Here is a 16,651-nt window from a genome sequence, read left to right on the forward strand (position 1 = left end):
ACTCTCCAGAACTGAAAGCAGCCACTTGGGCCCCCGGTGCGACCTGCATAAAGTGGAGCTCCCGCGTCCCTTCCTAGGGACGCGGGAGCTCCACTTTATGCAGGTCGCACCGGGCTAGTGTTTCTTCCCCCAGCCGAACGGCCCGCCGAAGATGCCTCCGCTGTTGTCGCCGTTGTCGCCACCCACGGTGGTCAGGTTCACGGTGGTCGACGCGGGGTCGCCCTGGGTCCCCGGCGGCGGGTCCTGGTTCACGACCATGGCGTTGTCGTCCTGCGAACTGCCGCCCGCGAACTGGATGCTGGTGAAGCCGGCCTGCTGCAGGATCTGCTTGGCGTCCTTGACCTTCTTGCCCCGTACCTCCGGGACCTGCGCCTGCGCGGCCTTGCCGACCGTCAGCGTGATCGTCGAGCTCTCGGCCACCTGGCTGTTCCCGGTCGGGGACTGCTGGATGACCTTTCCGTTCTGCGCCGGGTCGGGCACATTCTGATAGGTCGGGTTGACGTGGAAGCCTTGGTCCTCCAACTGCTTCTTCGCCGCGTTGTAGTCCTGTCCCGTGACGTCCGGAACCGTCGCCTTCGGCGCCGCCTTGGCCACCGTCAGCGTGATCTGGGTGTCCTTGGCCGCCTGGGATGCCGCCTTGGGGTCCTGCCCCATGACGACGCCCTCCGTCCGGTCGGACTCCTTTTCCACCTTGGTGACGTTCTTGAAGCCCTTGCTGTTGAGCTCCTGCTGCGCGGCCTCGAACTGCATGCCCTGCACATCGGGCACGGACACCGTCACCGCGCCCGAGCACATCGTCACCTTGACCGTGCCGCCCTTGTCGAGCTTGCCGCCGTCCGCCGGATCCTGCTCGGTGATCTGCCCCTTCTTGGCGTTGTCACACTGCTTGCTGCCGTTCTTGACGACCTTGAAGGAGCTGTTCTCGCCGTAGGACTTCGCCTCCTGCAGCGTCTTGCCGACGAGGTTGGGCACCGTGACGGAGTTGCTCTTGTTGCTGTTGCTGAACATCGCCTTGCCGATGAAGATCGCACCGACCAGGACCAGGATCGCCGCCAGCACCAGCAGGATCGTCGAGACGTTGCTCTTCTTCTGGCCGCCGCCGCGCCGCCGGTCGCCGCGGTCCTCGTAGCCGTAGGCCCCGTCGTCCGGGTTCATCGGCGGCAGCATCGCCGTCTTCGGGCCGCCCGGGTCCTGCTGCGCCCGCAGCATCGTCGTCGGCTGGTCCTGCTCGCCGTAGCCGACCGCGCCCAGTGCGGCGGTCGCCGCGACCGGCTGGCCGTCCAGCGCCGCCTCGATGTCGGCCCGCATCTCGTCCGCCGACTGATAGCGGTAGTCCGGGTCCTTGACCAGTGCCTTGAGGACGATCGCGTCCATCTCCGGGGAGATCTCCGGATCGAAGGTGCTCGGCGGCTGCGGCTCCTCCCGCACATGCTGGTAGGCCACCGCGACCGGGGAGTCCCCGACGAACGGCGGCCGTACCGTCAGTAGCTCGTAGAGCAGACAGCCCGTCGAATACAGGTCGGAGCGGGCGTCGACCTGCTCGCCCTTGGCCTGCTCCGGCGACAGGTACTGGGCGGTACCGATCACCGCGGCGGTCTGCGTCATGGTCATCCCGGCGTCGCCCATGGCCCGGGCGATGCCGAAGTCCATCACCTTGACCTGGCCGGTACGGGTCAGCATCACGTTGGCCGGCTTGATGTCGCGGTGCACGATCCCGGCGCGGTGCGAGTACTCCAGGGCCTGGAGCACACCGATCGTCATCTCCAGCGACCGCTCCGGCAGCAGCTTCCGCCCGGAGTGCAGCAGCTCACGGAGCGTGGACCCGTCCACGTACTCCATGACGATGTACGGGATCGACACCCCGTCGACGTAGTCCTCGCCGGTGTCGTAGACCGCGACGATGGACGGGTGGTTCAGCGAGGCGGCCGACTGGGCCTCACGGCGGAACCGGGCCTGGAAGGACGGATCGCGGGCGAGGTCCGCCCGCAGGGTCTTCACCGCCACGGTGCGGCCCAGGCGGGTGTCATGCGCGAGGTAGACCTCCGCCATGCCACCACGGCCGAGCACCGAGCCCAGCTCGTACCGGCCGCCGAGGCGACGCGGCTCTTCCATAAGCTTCTCCAGCCCTCTCCGTCAGTCCCGACCGCACCCGTGTGTGGTCCGGCGGTGTGCTGTCCGGGCATACCGTACCCGGCACGCCGTACCGCACCGGACCGGAGCCGCAACCTGATACGTGACCGGTATCGCCGTCGCCATGACCGGCGTCACCGCTCGCCTTCGATGACCGCCTCCATCACGCCCTTCGCGATCGGAGCGGCGAGCTTGCCGCCGGCGATGTCGCCGCGCAGGGTGTCCGACCCCTCGATCACGACGGCCACCGCGACCGGGGTGCCCTTGCCGGTCTTCGCGTACGAGATGAACCAGGCGTACGGATTGTCCTTGTTGTTCTCGCCGTGCTGCGCGGTACCGGTCTTGCCACCCACGGTGACCCCGTCGATCTGCGCGCTGGTGCCCGTGCCCTCCTTGACCACGGTCTCCATCATGCTCTGGAGCTTCTGGGCGTTCTGCGGGCTCAGCGGCCGGCTCATCTCCTGCGGCGTGTGCTGCTGCACCACGTTGAGGTTCGGCGCCACCAGCTGATCGACCATGTACGGCTTCATCAGCTTGCCGCCGTTGGCGACCGCCGACGCGACCATCGCCATCTGCAGCGGTGTGGCGCGGTTCGACGCCTGCCCGATGCCCGCCATCGCGTTCTGCGGCCGGTTGTCCTTGGGGAAGACGCTCTCCGCGGCCCGCACCGGAGTGTCGATCCGCGCGTTGTTGAAGCCGAACTTCTCCGCCTCGGCCTTCATCTTCGCGTTGCCGAGGTCCGCGCTGACCTTGCCGAAGACGGTGTTGCAGGACAGCCGCAGGGCCTCCCGCAGCGACACGTTCTCGCAGGCGATGCTGCCCTCGTTGTTCAGCGGCTGGTGCGCGGTGTCCGGCAGGATGTACGGCACCGGCGAGTTGGTCTTGGCGTCGACATCGGTGTAGAGGCCGTTCTCCAGCGCCGCGGCGGCCGTCACCACCTTGAACGTGGAGCCGGGCGGGTAGGTCTGCCGCAGCGCCCGGTTCAGCATCGGGTCGTCCGGGTCGTTCTTCTTCAGCAGCGCGTTGTACGCCTCGGCGTCCTTGTTCGTCATCCCCGCGAACGTCGACGGGTCGTACGACGGCGTGCTGGCCAGCGCCAGGATCGCCCCGGTCTCCGGGTTGAGCGCCACCACGGCGCCCTTCTTGTCCCCGAGCCCGTCGAACGCCGCCTTCTGCGCCTTGGCGTCCAGGGTGGTCACCACGTTCCCGCCCTTCTGCTTGCCGCCGGTGAACATGTCCACCGTGCGGCTGAAGAAGAGCCGGTCGTCGCTGCCGGTCAGGATCGCGTCGTTCAGCTTCTCCAGCTGGTTGGAGTCGAACGCCTGCGACGCGTAGCCCGTCACCGGGGCCCACATCTTGCCGTTCTTGTACGTGCGCTTGTACTTGAAGTCACCGGTGTCGGTGGTCACCGAGCCGGTGACGGCCTTGCCGTCGACGATGATGTTGCCGCGCGGCGTGCTGTAGCGCTCGATCGCCACCCGGCGGTTGTGCGGATCGTTCTTGAGCTGGTCGCTCTCGACGAACTGCACCCAGTTCACGCGGACGAGCAGGGCGAGGACGAGCAGGCCGCAGAAGACCGCGACCCGTCGCAGTGGCTTGTTCACGGTCGGACCACCTGGGTCATCTCGGCGTCGGTGGACGGGGCGGGAGCAGGGGCGGGACGGCGCGCAGTGTCACTGATCCGGAGCAGGATGCCCACCAGCGCCCAGTTGGCGATCACGGACGAACCACCCTGCGCCAGGAACGGCATCGTCATACCGGTCAGCGGAATGAGGCCCGTCACACCGCCGGCGACGACGAAGACCTGCAGCGCGAAGGCGCCGGAGAGCCCGACGGCCAGCAGCTTGCCGAACGGGTCGCGGGCGGCCAGCGCCGTACGGATGCCGCGCTCGATCAGCAGGCCGTACAGCAGCAGGATCGCCATCAGGCCGGCCAGGCCGATCTCCTCGCCGACGGTGGCGAGGATGTAGTCGCTCTTCGGGGCGATACCGCCGATGAGCCGCGAGTAGCCCTGCCCGAGGCCGGACCCCATGAGGCCGCCGGAGCCGAAGGAGTACATCGACTGCGCGGTCTCCGTCACACCGCCGTTCTGCAGCTCCAGCGGGTTGAGCCAGTTGTGGACGCGCACCTGGACGTGGGATTCGAAGGTGGCCACCGCGACCGCGCCGCCGGCGCTCAGCAGCAGACCGAAGACGATCCAGCTGGTGCGCTCGGTGGCGACGTACAGCATGATCACGAAGAGGCCGAAGAAGAGCAGCGAGGTGCCCAGGTCGGTCTCGAAGACCAGGATCATCAGGCTCAGCGCCCAGATCACCAGGATCGGCCCGAGGTCCCGGCCGCGCGGGAGGTACAGGCCCATGAAGCGGCGGCTGGCCAGCGCCAGCGCGTCCCGCTTCACCATCAGATAGCCCGCGAAGAAGATCGCGATGATGATCTTCGCGAACTCACCGGGCTGCAGCGAACCGACACCGGGGATCGTGATCCAGATGCGCGCGCCGAAACGGGCCGGGAAGAAGATCGGGGCGATCAGCAGGACCAGCGCCACCACCATCGAGATGTAGGTGTAGCGCTGCAGCACACGGTGGTCCTTGAGGAAGACCAGCACACCCAGGAAGAGCGCGACACCCAGCGTCGACCACATCAGCTGGCCCGGCGCCATGGCACCGCCCAGCTGCGGGGTGCTGATCTTCGGCTCCTGGTCGAGCCGCCAGATGAACACCAGCCCCAGACCGTTCAGCAGCGTCGCGATGGGCAGCATCAACGGATCCGCGTACGGCGCCCACTTGCGCACCACGAGATGCGTGACCCCCGCCAGCAACGCCAGCCCCAGTGTGTAGCCCAGCGCCCCCGCGGGCACCGAACCGTCCTTCGCCAGACCGACGTTGATGTAGGCGAACACCGGGATCAGCACCGCGAAGACCAGCAGGGCCAGTTCGGTGTTGCGGCGGCTCGGCGCGGCGAACGTGCCCACGGTCGTCGTGGTCGTTGTGCTGCTCATAAAACCTCCGGCCCCCTACGCCCTCACTGCTGGGTGCTGCAATTCTTCTCCAGCTTCTGCTGCTCCTCGGACGGAGTCTGGCTGGGGGTGGGCGTGGGGGTGGTGCCGGCCGTCGTGGACAGCGCGCCGGCCACGCCGCTGCCGTCGGCCGTGCCGGGCTTGGCACCGGCGGTGGGCGTACCGGGCTTGCCGGCCTGGCCGCCCTTGCCCTTGGCGGCCGCGGCCGCGCGCTCGGCGGCCTCCCGCTGCTCCTTGGCCTGGCAGGCGTGCGCCTGCTTGCCGAGCTCGGTGACCTTCTCGCCGGCCTGGTTGCGGTTGTCGACCGCGATGGTCTCCTTGACCTGGTTGCGCTGGTACACCGGCAGGTACTTGAGTTCGATCTCGGGGTGGTCCTCGTCGACCGAGTTCAGCTTGATCCACGCCAGGTCCTGGCTGATGCCGCGGTACAGCGCGACATGCTCGTCCTTGGCGCCGACGAAGTACTGCGTCTGCGTCCACTGGTAGCCCGCGTACAGCCCACCGCCGATCACGCCCAGCGCCAGCACCGTGATCAGCGACGCCTTCAGCCACTTGCCGCGCCGCCGCGGCTTGAGGAAGTCCTCGTCCGTGAACGACCCGAACGAGCCCTGCGGCATCCCGCCGACTTCAGGGCCCCCGCTCCCGGGCGGCCCGAAGGCGCCCCCCGGAGCGGGCTGGGCGTCCCGGCGGCCCAGCTCGGCGGCGCGCGCCGCCGGAGTCTGGAGCGTGCTGGGGTCGTTCAGCTGGTGCTGGTTCTCGGCGACCGCGCCGACCACGACCGGGGTGTCGTTGAACTGCCCGGCCGCAGCCTCGCCGCCGTCCACGTCCAGGACGTCGGCGACGATGCAGGTGATGTTGTCCGGGCCGCCGCCGCGCAGCGCGAGCTGGATCAGCTCCTGCACCGTCTCGTGCGGCCCCTGGTACCCGGCCAGGGTCTCTTCCAGCGTCTGGTGGCTGACCACCCCGGACAGCCCGTCCGAGCAGATCAGATACCGGTCCCCGGCCCGCACCTCGCGGATCGACAGGTCCGGCTCGACGTGGTCGCCGCTGCCCAGCGCCCGCATCAGCAGCGACCGCTGCGGATGGGTGGTGGCCTCCTCCTCGGTGATCCGACCCTCGTCGACCAGCCGTTGCACCCAGGTGTGGTCCTGCGTGATCTGGGTCAGCACCCCGTCCCGCAGCAGATACGCCCGGGAGTCGCCGACGTGCACCAGGCCGAGCCGCTGGCCCGTCCACAGCAGCGCGGTCAGGGTCGTCCCCATGCCCTCCAGCTGGGGGTCCTCCTCGACCATCACCCGCAGCTGGTCGTTGGCGCGCTGCACGGCGGTGCCCAGCGAGGTGAGGATGTCCGAGCCGGGGACGTCGTCGTCGAGCTGGACGAGCGTGGAGATCACCTCGGAGGAGGCGACCTCGCCGGCGGCCTGGCCGCCCATGCCGTCCGCGATGGCGAGCAGCCGCGGCCCGGCGTAGCCGGAGTCCTCGTTGCCCTCGCGGATCATGCCCTTGTGCGATCCGGCGGCGAAGCGCAGCGACAGACTCATGCGCACCTCACCCGTCGGCTCGGGGTACAGCCGGTCTCGTCGAGCCACACTGCCCACCCTCCGGTCGGGAGCACGCCCGGGTCCGTCGAGTGGACCGTTACGGCTCGCTCGCTCCGCTCGCTCATGTCGTACTACTTCCGCAGCTCGATGACGGTCTTGCCGATGCGGATCGGGGCTCCCAGGGGAATCGGAGTCGCGGTCGTCAGTCGGGTCCGGTCAAGGTACGTGCCGTTCGTGGAACCGAGGTCCTCGACGATCCACTGGCCGTCACGGTCCGGGTAGATCCTGGCATGCCTGCTGGACGCGTAGTCGTCGTCCAGCACGATGGTGGAGTCGTGCGCCCGCCCCAGCGTGATTGTCTGGCCCTGGAGGGCGACGGTCGTACCGGCCAGCGTGCCTTCGGAGACCACCAGCTTGGTGGGGGACCCGCGCCGCTGCCGGCCCCCGCCGCGGCCGCCGGACTCCTGGCGGCGCTGCTGCTGGGGAGCGGCGGCCTGCCGCTGGGTGCGCGTTTCCGGGCCGCCGCGCCGGGCGGCACCGCGCTGTGTGACGCGCGTGCCGAACAGATCGCTGCGGATGACCTGGACGGCCACGATGACGAACAGCCACAGTACGGCGAGGAAACCCAACCGCATGACCGTGAGGGTCAGCTCTGACATTGCCCCCGCTTCACCCTTCGGCTTGCCGGTAAACGATGGTGGTACTGCCCACGACGATCCGCGAGCCGTCGCGGAGACTAGCGCGGGTGGTGTGCTGCCCGTCCACCACGATCCCGTTGGTGGAACCCAGATCCTGGACCGTGGGAGGCGTGCCGACCCGGATCTCGCAGTGCCGCCGGGAGACTCCCGGGTCGTCGATCCGCACGTCGGCGTCGGTGCTGCGGCCCAGTACGAGGGTCGGGCGCGAGATCTGGTGGCGGGTGCCGTTGATCTCGATCCAGCGCCGGGTCTGCGCGTAGGGCTGCGGCCCGGCACCGGGCGCTCCCGTACGGGCCGCGGGCGCCGCGCCGGGCGGCGGGGACGACGGCATGGGCGGGGCCACATGGCCGCCCGCCTGGGGCGGGCCCCCGGTGGCGCGGGCCGCCGCGGCCTGGCCGCCGGGCCGGTCCTGGGACGTGCTGGAGGCGAGGGTGCGGCTGCGGACGCGGTACAGACCGGTGTCGAGATCCTCGGCCTTCTCCAGGTGGACCTTGATCGGGCCCATGAAGGTGTACCGCTGCTGCTTGGCGTAGTCGCGGACCATGCCTGACAGCTCGTCGCCGAGCTGGCCGCTGTACGGGCTCAGCCGCTCGTAGTCCGGAGTGCTCAGCTCGACGATGAAGTCGTTGGGGACCACCGTGCGGTCGCGGTTCCAGATGCTGGCGTTGTTGTCACACTCGCGCTGCAGTGCGCCGGCGATCTCGACGGGCTGCACTTCGGACTTGAACACCTTGGCGAAGGTGCCGTTGACGAGACCTTCGAGACGCTGCTCGAAGCGCTTCAGTACTCCCACGGGGCACCTCCTTCCTCAGTCTTCCTCAGGGTCGTCCTGATACTGCTTACTGATCGTATCCACGCGCCGGGAAATCGGCTGGTTCCCCTTTCCTGCCTGGAGGACGAGTGTCGCCCACCACAGGGTTGCCCGGTGGTCGCCGTCCTCCCTGCCACTCTCCTCACGCCGCTCGCTGTGCACTGCGATCGTAGATGTGCCCCGTTAACAGTGTCCCGCAACCGCCGACCCGGCCCGGGGCCCGGGGGCCGACTCCGGCCGGTGTCACCGGAAGCTCCTCCGGACAACGCGCGGCGGTGCCCCGGAGTGCCCCCGCGCCCCCGCAGGCCCGGGACCGGGGAAAAGGCATGTGAAGGCACCCCCGACAGCGTGCTAATGTTCTCGATGTCGGAAGGCGCTCCCGCAAGACCCGGACCGAACGGCCCGGATCGCGTGAGAGAATAAACCGACAGCACCCATGCGCGGGTGGCGGAATAGGCAGACGCGCTGGATTCAGGTTCCAGTGCCCGAAAGGGCGTGGGGGTTCAACTCCCCCCTCGCGCACAGATGAGGCCCCTGGTCTCCGGAGAAATCCGGGACCAGGGGCCTCGTTTCGTTCCCGGGAGCGCCTGGGAATGCCCGGACGCCGCGTCCGGTGTGAGTGCGGCCACGTGACCCGTGCGACGTGAGTCCTACGTCACATCCCGCGCCGGCCTTGGTGGTTCACGCCTCCGAGGGCATCGAAGTAACCGCCGTCACATCCCGCACGGTGGTGGCGAAGGCACGGACCCGGGCGGTCTCCCGGGCCGCGTGGTGCACCACTCCCAGCGCCGAATGCGGCAGCCCGGTGACGGGGACGAAGACGACGTCACGGCGCCCGTGGTACTCCGCCGTCGGCCGGCACAGCAGCATCCCGCCCTGGCCCGCCGCGGTCAGCGTCAGCCCCTCCTGGAGCGTGCTCACCCGGGGGCCGGCCGGTATGGGGCGGCCCTCCGGGGTGGCGGTGGGCGCCTGGGCGGTGCGCCAGTACACCGGCGCCGGGCCGTCCGGGGAGATCAGGGGCAGCCCTGCCAGCTCCTCGGCGGTCAGCGCGGCGCGGACCGCCAGCGGGTGCCGCACGGACAGCGCCACCGTCTGCTGCTGCGCCGAGAACACCGGTCCCAGGACGAGATCGGGCTCGGCAACCGGGAGCAGCGTCACCGCCACGTCCACCGCACCGCTGCGCAGCGCGCCGAACGGGTCGCACAGCGGGACCTCGACGATCTGTGTGACGCATCGCGGATGCCGGGTGTGGAAGGCGCCGATGGCCCGCATGATCCGGTCGTCCGCGGTCCCCTGGAAGCCGATGGTGAGCCGGCCCTCGATGCCGCGGGCGGCCGTGCGGGCGCTGTCCACCGTGGCGCGCAGTGCGTCGTAGGCGGGGCGCAGCGACGCGCGGAACTCCTCGCCCAGCGGTGTGAGGCGGACCCGGCGGCTGGTGCGGTCCACCAGGCGCGCCCCGATCCGGGACTCCAGGGAGCGCAGCAGCTGGCTGACCCGGCTCTGGGAGACGTAGAGCCGCTCGCCGGTGCGGCCGAAGTGCAGCTCCTCGGACAGGACCAGGAAGCACTCCAGCTCGCGGAGTTCGAGTCCGGGCGCGCCGACGGCGCCGGCGGGTGCGGGCGGAGCGCTCATGTGTCCCTCCCCGGGTGCGGTCGATCGATGAGTCCTGCTCATAGAAGGGTGAGGAGTTCGCCGTTGTTCCCCCGCGGCGGCGCGGGAAGGGTGGGAGCCATGGCGAAGAGCGAGAGTGCGGTGGGTGCTCCGGTTCCCCCGGTTGCCCCGGGTACGGCGGGAGAAGCCCAACAGAGGGCGGCAAACGGGGACTTGAGGTGTCCGCGGGGCGGCGGGTGGCCGGCGGTCGGGGCGCTGGCGGCGGGGACGTTCACAGTGGTGACGTCCGAGATGCTGCCGGTGGGGCTGCTGACGCCGATCGGCCGGGACCTGGGGGTGTCGGACGGGACGGCCGGGCTGACGGTGACCGTCACCGGACTGGTCGCCGCGGTCGCCGCACCGGTGCTGACGCTGCTGATCGGCCGCCGCGACCGGCGTGCCGTACTGGCCGTCCTGATGGGCACGTTGACCGTGGCGAACCTGCTGGCCGCCTACGCCCCGAATGTGCTGGTGCTGCTGGTCGCCCGGGTGCTGGTGGGGCTCGGGATGGGCGGGGTGTGGGCGATCGCGTCGGGGCTGGCGGTACGGCTGGTGCCCGAGCGGCGGGTGGCGGCGGCCACGTCCCTGATATTCAGCGGGGTCGCGGCGGCGTCCGTCCTGGGCGTACCGGCCGGTGCGCTGGTGGGCGAACTGGCCGGCTGGCGCGCGTCGTTCGTGGTGATGGCCGGGGTCTGCGCGGCGGTGGGTGTCGCGCTGCGGGTGCTGCTGCCGCCGCTGCCGGCGGCCGGTGCCGTGCGGCTGGGCGGGGTGCTGGGGCTGCTGCGCCGGCCTGCGGTGCGCACCGGGCTGCTGGTGGTCGCGCTCCTGGTGGCCGGGCACTTCGCCGCGTACACCTATGTGCGGCCGGTCCTGGAGGAGGTGGCCGGCGCGCGGCCCGGACAGATCGGCACCGTGCTGCTGGTCTTCGGGGTCGCCGGGCTGGCGGGGAACTTCGTCTCCGGCGCCGGCGCGGCGCGCTCCCCGCGGGCCACGCTGCTGGGGATCTGCGCGGTGCTGGCCGCCGCGGTGCTGCTGGTGCCCCCGATGGGGCGCGCAGCCGGTGTCCTGGGCGCCGCGGCCCTGGTGGCCGTCTGGGGCCTGGCCTACGGGGGCGTGTCGGTCGGTACACAGACCTGGCTGATGGCGGCCGCGCCGGATGCCCGGGAGGCGGCCTCGGCGCTGTTCGTGGCGGTGTTCAACGGGGCCATCGCGACCGGCGCGCTGGCCGGCGGGCAGGCCGCGGACGGCTGGGGGACCGGCGGCGTGATCGCGCTGGGCGGGGCGCTCGCGGTGGGTGCGCTGCTGGCCGTGGCGCTGGGCCGGGGACCGGCCAGGGGAGCGGCGTCCGCGGGGTGAGGTGGACGGGGCGCGGGCTCCGGTGTCGGGAACACCGGCCGCGCCCCGTGCGCGCGGGCCTAGGTCCTGTCGTCAAACTCCCGTCGTTCGCCCGCAGGGCGGGCCTCGCGGCGTCTGGTGCGTGCGATCGCAAGGCGGAGGGTCATCCCGGTACTGGGCGTACCGGGATGAGCCCGACAACGATGGGGGTCCCCCCCCACGCCGTTGAGGCGTGGGGGAGAGCGTGCGTGCCAGGCGTCGCGAGGCAGGCGGGAGTTTGACGACAGGACCTAGGGGCGGGCGGGTGACGGCCCGTCCCTGGGGCCGGGCGGTGGGGCCCGCGGCATCGGACCGGCGCGGTCCGGGCGGGCCTCCCGTCAGCGGCGCGTCGCCCGTTCAGGCGGCGAAGCGCGCGACCAGCTCCGTGGCCCTGGCCTCCGCCTGCTCGTGGGCCTTGGCGCGGGAAGCCTCGAACAGCGGCACCAGCTCGGCCATCGCCGGGTTGCTCGGGGCCATCGTCAGCTCCGGCACGATGAACTCCACTTCGAGGCCGAAGGCGCCGTTCAGCACGGCCTCCAGGTAGTTCTGCACGTACTCGAAGGACTCGCGCGGCGTGCCCGGGGCGTAGGAGCCGCCGCGGCTGGCCACCACGACGACCGGCTTGCCCTTCGCCGACGGGTTCTCGCCGGCGGTGCGGCCCATGATGATCGTCTGGTCGAGCCATGCCTTCAGGGTCGACGGGATCGTCCAGTTGTACATGGGCGCGCCTATGACGATGGCGTCGGCCTGCTCCAGCTCCTCGGCCAGCTCGGTGCGCAGCGCGAAGGCGGCCCGCTGCTCGGGGGTGTGGGTGGCCGGGTCGGCGAAACCGGCGGACGCGGCGACGCCGTCCAGATGCGGCAGCGGGTCGGCGGCCAGGTCGCGGTGGATGACGGTGCCGTCGGGGTGCTGCTCCTCCCAGGTCTTGCGGAACGCCGCGGTCACCGCACGGGAGGCGGAGCCGTTCTCCGGGAAGACGGAGGAGTCGATGAGCAGAAGCGTGGCCATGGTGAGTGTCCTTCGCCGGGCGGCCGGAGCGACCGGCCGTTGGTTGAATTCCGTACGTCACTATTCATAACACAGGAACTTACTTTTCTGCAGTAGCCAACGGGAGGGCGGTACCCTGGGCGTATGGCGGACCACGGTGAGGCGATGTGCAGACAGGTCGACGGCCGGATGACGCGCGTCTTCGAGCTGTTCGGGAAGCGCTGGACGGGCCTGATCGTGGCCACCCTCATGCCCGGCCCCGTGCACTTCGCCGACCTGCGGCGGGCCATCCCCGGCATCAGTGAGCGGATGCTCTCCGACCGCCTGATGGAACTGGCCGGCACCGGCCTGGTCGTCCGCGAGGTCGACGCCGGACCGCCGCTGCGCGTCTCCTACCGGCTCACCGAGGCTGGTCGCGCCATGGAGCCCGCCCTCAAGGAGCTGGGCCGCTGGGCCGAGACCTACCTTGCCGACGGGGGCCAGTGCCCGGAGCGCTTCCGGAAGTAACGCCGCGGGCGGTGGCGGGCGGCATGGGGTGCTGTCGGACGGCGTCGAGCGGCCGTCGCCGCGCCGTCCGGCCGTCGCGCCGGGCGGGTGTGCGCCACGGTTCCTGATGCGTCAACCGAGCCGCTCCTGGGCGGCGTTGTAGCGCACCAGATACGAGGCGAAGCGGTCGAGGTCCTCCTCGTTCCAGTCCGCGAGCCGCTCGTGGAACGCCTGGCGGCGGCTGGCGGTCACATTGGCGAGCACCTGGGCGCCCTCCTCGGTGGGGTGCAGCACCTGGACGCGGTGGTCGTCCGGATCGACGCGCCGCTCGACGAAGCCGAGCTTCTCCAGCGCGGCGATCTGCCGGCTGACCGTGGACTTGTCCAGGTAATAGTGGGCCGCGAGGTCGGTGGCGCGGCATCCCTGCTGGTCGTCGAGGTGCGCGAGCAGGGTGTAGGAGACCAGGGAGAGCTCGGGGTGCATCCGGGCGGCGGCCGCGCGGGCGCGCCGCGCGAACGCGGTCATCTCCTGCTGGATGGTCTCGACGGAGTCGTCGCGATGGGTCACGGAGTTGCCTTTCGGAGGACTAGTTGTATAGTACAACGTGAGTGGGAGTTGTAATTGCCAACTAGTGGGGCTGGTCGTCTGTCCATCCGCCTCCGGGCACCAGGCCCCGCCCCGCTCCTGGCCACAGCTGCACGACGACGACCGGGCTCTGTGCACCCGGCCCGGACGACTACCGAGAAGGCTTGCCCATGACCGCGGACCGACGACGCCCCGACCACCGAAGCGACCAGCCGAACGACCTGCCGAACGCCCAGCGGAACGAGTACCGGATCGGTCACCGCAGTGACCACCGGACCGACCGGCACGGTGACCACCGGACCGACCGGCGCACCGTACGGGCCGGCGACCTGCGCCATGTGGTGACCCACCTGATCACCCCGCTGCTGATGTGCGTCGGCATGGGCCTCGCCTACCTCGGCGCGTTCGCCGACCCGTCGCCGCACCACCTGCCCGTCGCCGTCGTCGGAACGGGCACCCACGCCCAGGTGCTCGCCCAGACGATCAACGACAAGTCCCACGGCGAACTCGAAGCGCGCACCGTCCCCAACCGGGCCACCGCCGTCGGCCAGTTGAAGAACCAGGAGATCTTCGGCGCCTATCTGGCGGGCGGCAACCAGGCCCATGGCGCGATCGCCGCCGACCGGGCCACCGCCTCCCCCGGTGGCGGCGCCCCGCGGCGTGGCCCCGAACTCCTGGTGGCCACCGCCGGATCCGACACCAGCGCCACCGTCGTCCAGAAGGTCTTCACCCCGCTCGCGGCCCAACAGGGCGCCCCGCTGAAGGTCACCGACGTCGCACCGCCCGCCGCGCACGACCCGACCGGACAAGGCATCTTCTTCCTGCTCGTCGCCCTCAGCATCGGCTCCTACGCCTCCGTCGCCGTCATCGGCGGCGCCGGCGCCGTCCTCCCGATGCGGTTCCGCGGCGTCCTGGCGATCGGCACCTCCTTCGTGGTGAGCATCCTCGGGACCCTCTTCGCCGGGCCCGTCTTCCACCTCGTCGACCACGGCCTGTGGGGGCTGTGGGGCATGGCCTGGCCGTACTCCGCCGGCATCCTGCTCATCGGCACCGGCCTGCACACCTTCCTCAAGCGCTGGACCACGCTCGGCGTGATGGTGCTGTTCGTGATGCTCAACTTCACCTCCGCCGGCGGCGTCTTCCGCCCCGAGATGCAGAACGGCTTCTTCGCCGCCCTGCACTCCTTCTGGAACGGCGCCGCCTTCGTGGAGGGCACCCGCAGCCACGTCTACTTCGACGGCCACGGCCTCGCCGGACACGTCTGGACCCTCGTGGCGTGGCTGCTCGTCGGACTGCTGACGGTCGGCGTGGCGGCGCTCGCCGAGAAGCGGCGGCGCGCGGCCGAGGCCCAAGCGGTGGCCAACGCCGGAGCGGTGGCCGCGGCCGCGGTGGCGGCCACGATGCCGGAACGCGCCCCGGGCCGTACCCCGGGCCTACCCGTGGAACAGGCCGAGACGGAGGAGGAGATGGAGGAGGAGATGGAGGAGGCCGTGGGCGTCTAGCGGGCGGGATCCAGGCCGCTCCGGACCGGCTCCGAGAGTTATCCACAGGCCCGCCGGCCGCCGGACGAACATCGGTAACGTCGGTGACCGGCGGGCCGGAACCGGCCGCCGCATCGGACGGACGCGGGGGATGTCACGTGTGCCGGGCACACGTGACATGCCGCGCGACACCAGGGCGTGAAGGGGAGGGGGCCGCCATGACGCGCGTGCCGTACGTACCGGGGTTCGCAAGGGCGGGCGCGGAGGGGCCGTCGGCCAAGGCCGTGGGCCGGGCGCTGCGGGAGCAACTGCCGCGCGGCGAGCAGGCCGTCCTGCGGATCACGGCCGGGCGGCCGGACGCGGTGGCGTCGGTCGAGGAGTCCAACGCCGGCCGGCTGCCCGAGCTGACGCCGATAAGGGTCGGGCGGATGGCCGCCGGCCCCTTCGCCTTCCTCCGCGGCTCGGCCGGACTCATGGCCCACGACCTGGCCGAAGGCCCCGTCACCGGCATCGGGGCCCAGATCTGCGGAGACGCGCACGCCGCGAACTTCGGCGTCTACGCCGACGCCCGCGGCGGCCTGGTCATCGACCTCAACGACTTCGACGAGACCGTCCACGGCCCCTGGGAATGGGACGTCAAACGGCTCGCGACGTCGATAGTCCTCGCCGGCCGGGAAGCCGGCGTGAGCGAGGACGACTGCCGGGCCGCGGCCCGGGACGCCGCCGGCGCCTACCGCCGCACCATGCGGCTGCTGGCCAAGCTCCCGGTGACGGACGCATGGAACGCCATCGCCGACGAGGAACTGGTCTCGCACACCGACGCCCGGGACCTGCTGGGCACGCTGGAACGGGTCGAGGCCAAGGCGCGCAAGAACACCAGCGCGCGGTTCGCGGCGAAGTCCACCGAGCGGGGACCGGACGGCGGCCTGCGGTTCGTCGACGCGCCGCCGGTGCTGCGCCGGGTGCCGGACGCGGAGGCCGCGGCGGTCGCCTCGTCGCTCGCCACCTATCTGGCGACGCTCCCCGAGGACCGGCTGCCGCTGCTGGCCCGGTACGCGGTGCACGACGTCGCCTTCCGGATAGTCGGGACCGGCAGCGTCGGACTGCGGTCGTATGTGGTGCTGCTGCTGGACCACCGCGGCGAGCCCCTGGTCCTCCAGGTGAAGGAGGCCCGTCGCTCGGTACTGGCGCCCTACGTGACCAAGGTCGGCTTCCCGTCACCCCCGTCGGAGCACGAGGGGCGGCGCGTGGTGCTCGGACAGCGACGGATGCAGGTGGTCAGCGACCTGCTACTGGGGTGGACGACGGTGGGGGAGGGCGCGGGGGGCGTAGCAGATGCAGTCGATGCGGCGGATGCGGTCGGCGCGGCGGATGCTGTAGGTGCGGTGGGTGCAGTGGACGCTGCGGATGCTGTGGACGAGGTGGGTGCTGCGGGCATAGCGGACTTGGTGGATAGACCGGTGGATGCAGCGGATACAGCGGACGGTGTGCGCGGGGGGCGTGGTGCATTCGGTGCTTCCGGCATAGCGATAGCGGGGGACGATCGGTCGGGTGGTGCGGGGGCGCCGGGCGGTCCGGGTGCGGGACTGCCGTTCCAGGTGCGGCAGTTCCGGAACCGCAAGGGCAGTGTGGACCCGTCTCAGCTGTCCGGCGAACAACTCGACGACTACGCCCGGATGACCGGCGCGCTCCTGGCCCGCGCCCACGCCCACAGCGCCGACCCGCGCGTAGTGGCCGGCTACTGCGGCAAGGGCGAGTCACTCGACGAGGCGATAGCGGCCTTCGCGGTGGCCTACGCGGAGCGCACGGAAGCGGATCACGCGGACCTGGTCGCGGCGATACGCACAGGCCGCATCGCGGCGGAAACCGGGGTGTGAGGGGGGAGGGGGAGG

The 16,651-nt window shown here is 71.1% G+C and carries 13 protein-coding genes and 1 tRNA gene; 5 read left to right on the forward strand and 9 right to left on the reverse strand.

Annotated elements, in window-relative coordinates; translation table 11 throughout:
- Positions 1 to 114: 114 nt before the first annotated feature.
- From pknB to B073_RS0135190, 6 genes are all read right to left on the reverse strand, one after another.
- A complete protein-coding gene (gene pknB / locus B073_RS0135165) occupies positions 115 to 2,112 on the reverse strand; it encodes a Stk1 family PASTA domain-containing Ser/Thr kinase (protein ID WP_018542759.1) in 1,998 nt (665 codons plus the stop codon).
- Positions 2,113 to 2,264: 152 nt separating this feature from the next.
- Positions 2,265 to 3,734 carry a peptidoglycan D,D-transpeptidase FtsI family protein gene (locus B073_RS0135170; protein ID WP_018542760.1) on the reverse strand — a complete coding sequence of 490 codons (1,470 nt, stop codon included), beginning with the start codon at positions 3,732 to 3,734 and terminating at the stop codon, positions 2,265 to 2,267.
- Positions 3,731 to 5,128, reverse strand: a complete 1,398-nt coding sequence (locus B073_RS0135175) for an FtsW/RodA/SpoVE family cell cycle protein (protein WP_026248023.1) — start codon at positions 5,126 to 5,128, stop codon at positions 3,731 to 3,733. The genes B073_RS0135170 and B073_RS0135175 overlap by 4 nt, the downstream gene beginning before the upstream one ends.
- 23 nt (positions 5,129 to 5,151) lie before the next feature.
- Positions 5,152 to 6,687 carry a PP2C family protein-serine/threonine phosphatase gene (locus B073_RS0135180; protein WP_018542762.1) on the reverse strand — a complete coding sequence of 512 codons (1,536 nt, stop codon included), beginning with the start codon at positions 6,685 to 6,687 and terminating at the stop codon, positions 5,152 to 5,154.
- A gap of 131 nt (positions 6,688 to 6,818) precedes the next feature.
- The gene (locus tag B073_RS0135185; protein ID WP_018542763.1) at positions 6,819 to 7,346 is read right to left on the reverse strand and encodes an FHA domain-containing protein FhaB/FipA; all 528 of its coding nucleotides are present in this window, start codon (positions 7,344 to 7,346) and stop codon (positions 6,819 to 6,821) included.
- Between the two features lie 10 nt (positions 7,347 to 7,356).
- Positions 7,357 to 8,178 (reverse strand): FhaA domain-containing protein, encoded by an 822-nt coding sequence (locus B073_RS0135190; RefSeq protein ID WP_018542764.1) that lies wholly within the window; start codon positions 8,176 to 8,178, stop codon positions 7,357 to 7,359.
- 456 nt (positions 8,179 to 8,634) lie between these two features.
- Here B073_RS0135190 and B073_RS0135195 point away from each other — a divergent pair.
- Positions 8,635 to 8,718 (forward strand) — tRNA-Leu (locus tag B073_RS0135195).
- Between the two features lie 159 nt (positions 8,719 to 8,877).
- On the opposite strand, the gene B073_RS0135200 is transcribed toward B073_RS0135195, so the two are convergent.
- Positions 8,878 to 9,828, reverse strand: a complete 951-nt coding sequence (locus B073_RS0135200) for a LysR family transcriptional regulator (RefSeq protein WP_018542765.1) — start codon at positions 9,826 to 9,828, stop codon at positions 8,878 to 8,880.
- Positions 9,829 to 9,927: 99 nt separating this feature from the next.
- Between B073_RS0135200 and B073_RS0135205 the strand changes: the two genes are divergently transcribed.
- Positions 9,928 to 11,202: an MFS transporter gene (locus tag B073_RS0135205; protein ID WP_078508329.1), complete on the forward strand. Its 1,275-nt coding sequence runs from the start codon at positions 9,928 to 9,930 to the stop codon at positions 11,200 to 11,202.
- 375 nt (positions 11,203 to 11,577) lie between these two features.
- On the opposite strand, the gene B073_RS0135210 is transcribed toward B073_RS0135205, so the two are convergent.
- Entirely contained in the window at positions 11,578 to 12,228 is a 651-nt protein-coding gene (locus B073_RS0135210; protein WP_018542767.1) for an FMN-dependent NADH-azoreductase, read from the reverse strand.
- Between the two features lie 123 nt (positions 12,229 to 12,351).
- Between B073_RS0135210 and B073_RS0135215 the strand changes: the two genes are divergently transcribed.
- A complete protein-coding gene (locus tag B073_RS0135215; RefSeq protein WP_018542768.1) occupies positions 12,352 to 12,714 on the forward strand; it encodes a winged helix-turn-helix transcriptional regulator in 363 nt (120 codons plus the stop codon).
- 111 nt (positions 12,715 to 12,825) lie between these two features.
- Here the strand turns inward: B073_RS0135215 and B073_RS0135220 are convergent, their stop codons facing one another.
- The gene (locus B073_RS0135220) at positions 12,826 to 13,260 is read right to left on the reverse strand and encodes a MarR family winged helix-turn-helix transcriptional regulator (protein ID WP_018542769.1); all 435 of its coding nucleotides are present in this window, start codon (positions 13,258 to 13,260) and stop codon (positions 12,826 to 12,828) included.
- Positions 13,261 to 13,448: 188 nt separating this feature from the next.
- On the opposite strand from B073_RS0135220, the gene B073_RS0135225 reads away from it, so the two are divergent.
- Both B073_RS0135225 and B073_RS0135230 read left to right on the forward strand, forming a co-directional pair.
- Complete coding sequence (locus B073_RS0135225) at positions 13,449 to 14,780, forward strand: ABC transporter permease (protein ID WP_018542770.1); 1,332 nt, start codon at positions 13,449 to 13,451, stop codon at positions 14,778 to 14,780.
- Between the two features lie 197 nt (positions 14,781 to 14,977).
- Complete coding sequence (locus tag B073_RS0135230; RefSeq protein WP_018542771.1) at positions 14,978 to 16,636, forward strand: DUF2252 domain-containing protein; 1,659 nt, start codon at positions 14,978 to 14,980, stop codon at positions 16,634 to 16,636.
- Positions 16,637 to 16,651 lie beyond the last annotated feature (15 nt).

The sequence above is a fragment of the Streptomyces sp. MspMP-M5 genome (genome assembly GCF_000373585.1).
In the GTDB taxonomy this organism is placed as follows: Bacteria; Actinomycetota; Actinomycetes; order Streptomycetales; family Streptomycetaceae; genus Streptomyces.

Excerpts from the sequence above, each read along its gene's own strand:
- pknB (WP_018542759.1), bottom strand. The coding sequence starts at position 2,112 with ATGGAAGAGCCGCGTCGCCTCGGCGGCCGGTACGAGCTGGGCTCGGTG.
- B073_RS0135175 (WP_026248023.1), bottom strand. The coding sequence starts at position 5,128 with ATGAGCAGCACAACGACCACGACGACCGTGGGCACGTTCGCCGCGCCG.
- B073_RS0135180 (WP_018542762.1), bottom strand. The coding sequence starts at position 6,687 with ATGAGTCTGTCGCTGCGCTTCGCCGCCGGATCGCACAAGGGCATGATC.
- B073_RS0135185 (WP_018542763.1), bottom strand. The coding sequence starts at position 7,346 with ATGTCAGAGCTGACCCTCACGGTCATGCGGTTGGGTTTCCTCGCCGTA.
- B073_RS0135200 (WP_018542765.1), bottom strand. The coding sequence starts at position 9,828 with ATGAGCGCTCCGCCCGCACCCGCCGGCGCCGTCGGCGCGCCCGGACTC.
- B073_RS0135205 (WP_078508329.1), top strand. The coding sequence starts at position 9,928 with ATGGCGAAGAGCGAGAGTGCGGTGGGTGCTCCGGTTCCCCCGGTTGCC.
- B073_RS0135210 (WP_018542767.1), bottom strand. The coding sequence starts at position 12,228 with ATGGCCACGCTTCTGCTCATCGACTCCTCCGTCTTCCCGGAGAACGGC.
- B073_RS0135215 (WP_018542768.1), top strand. The coding sequence starts at position 12,352 with ATGGCGGACCACGGTGAGGCGATGTGCAGACAGGTCGACGGCCGGATG.
- B073_RS0135225 (WP_018542770.1), top strand. The coding sequence starts at position 13,449 with ATGACCGCGGACCGACGACGCCCCGACCACCGAAGCGACCAGCCGAAC.
- B073_RS0135230 (WP_018542771.1), top strand. The coding sequence starts at position 14,978 with ATGACGCGCGTGCCGTACGTACCGGGGTTCGCAAGGGCGGGCGCGGAG.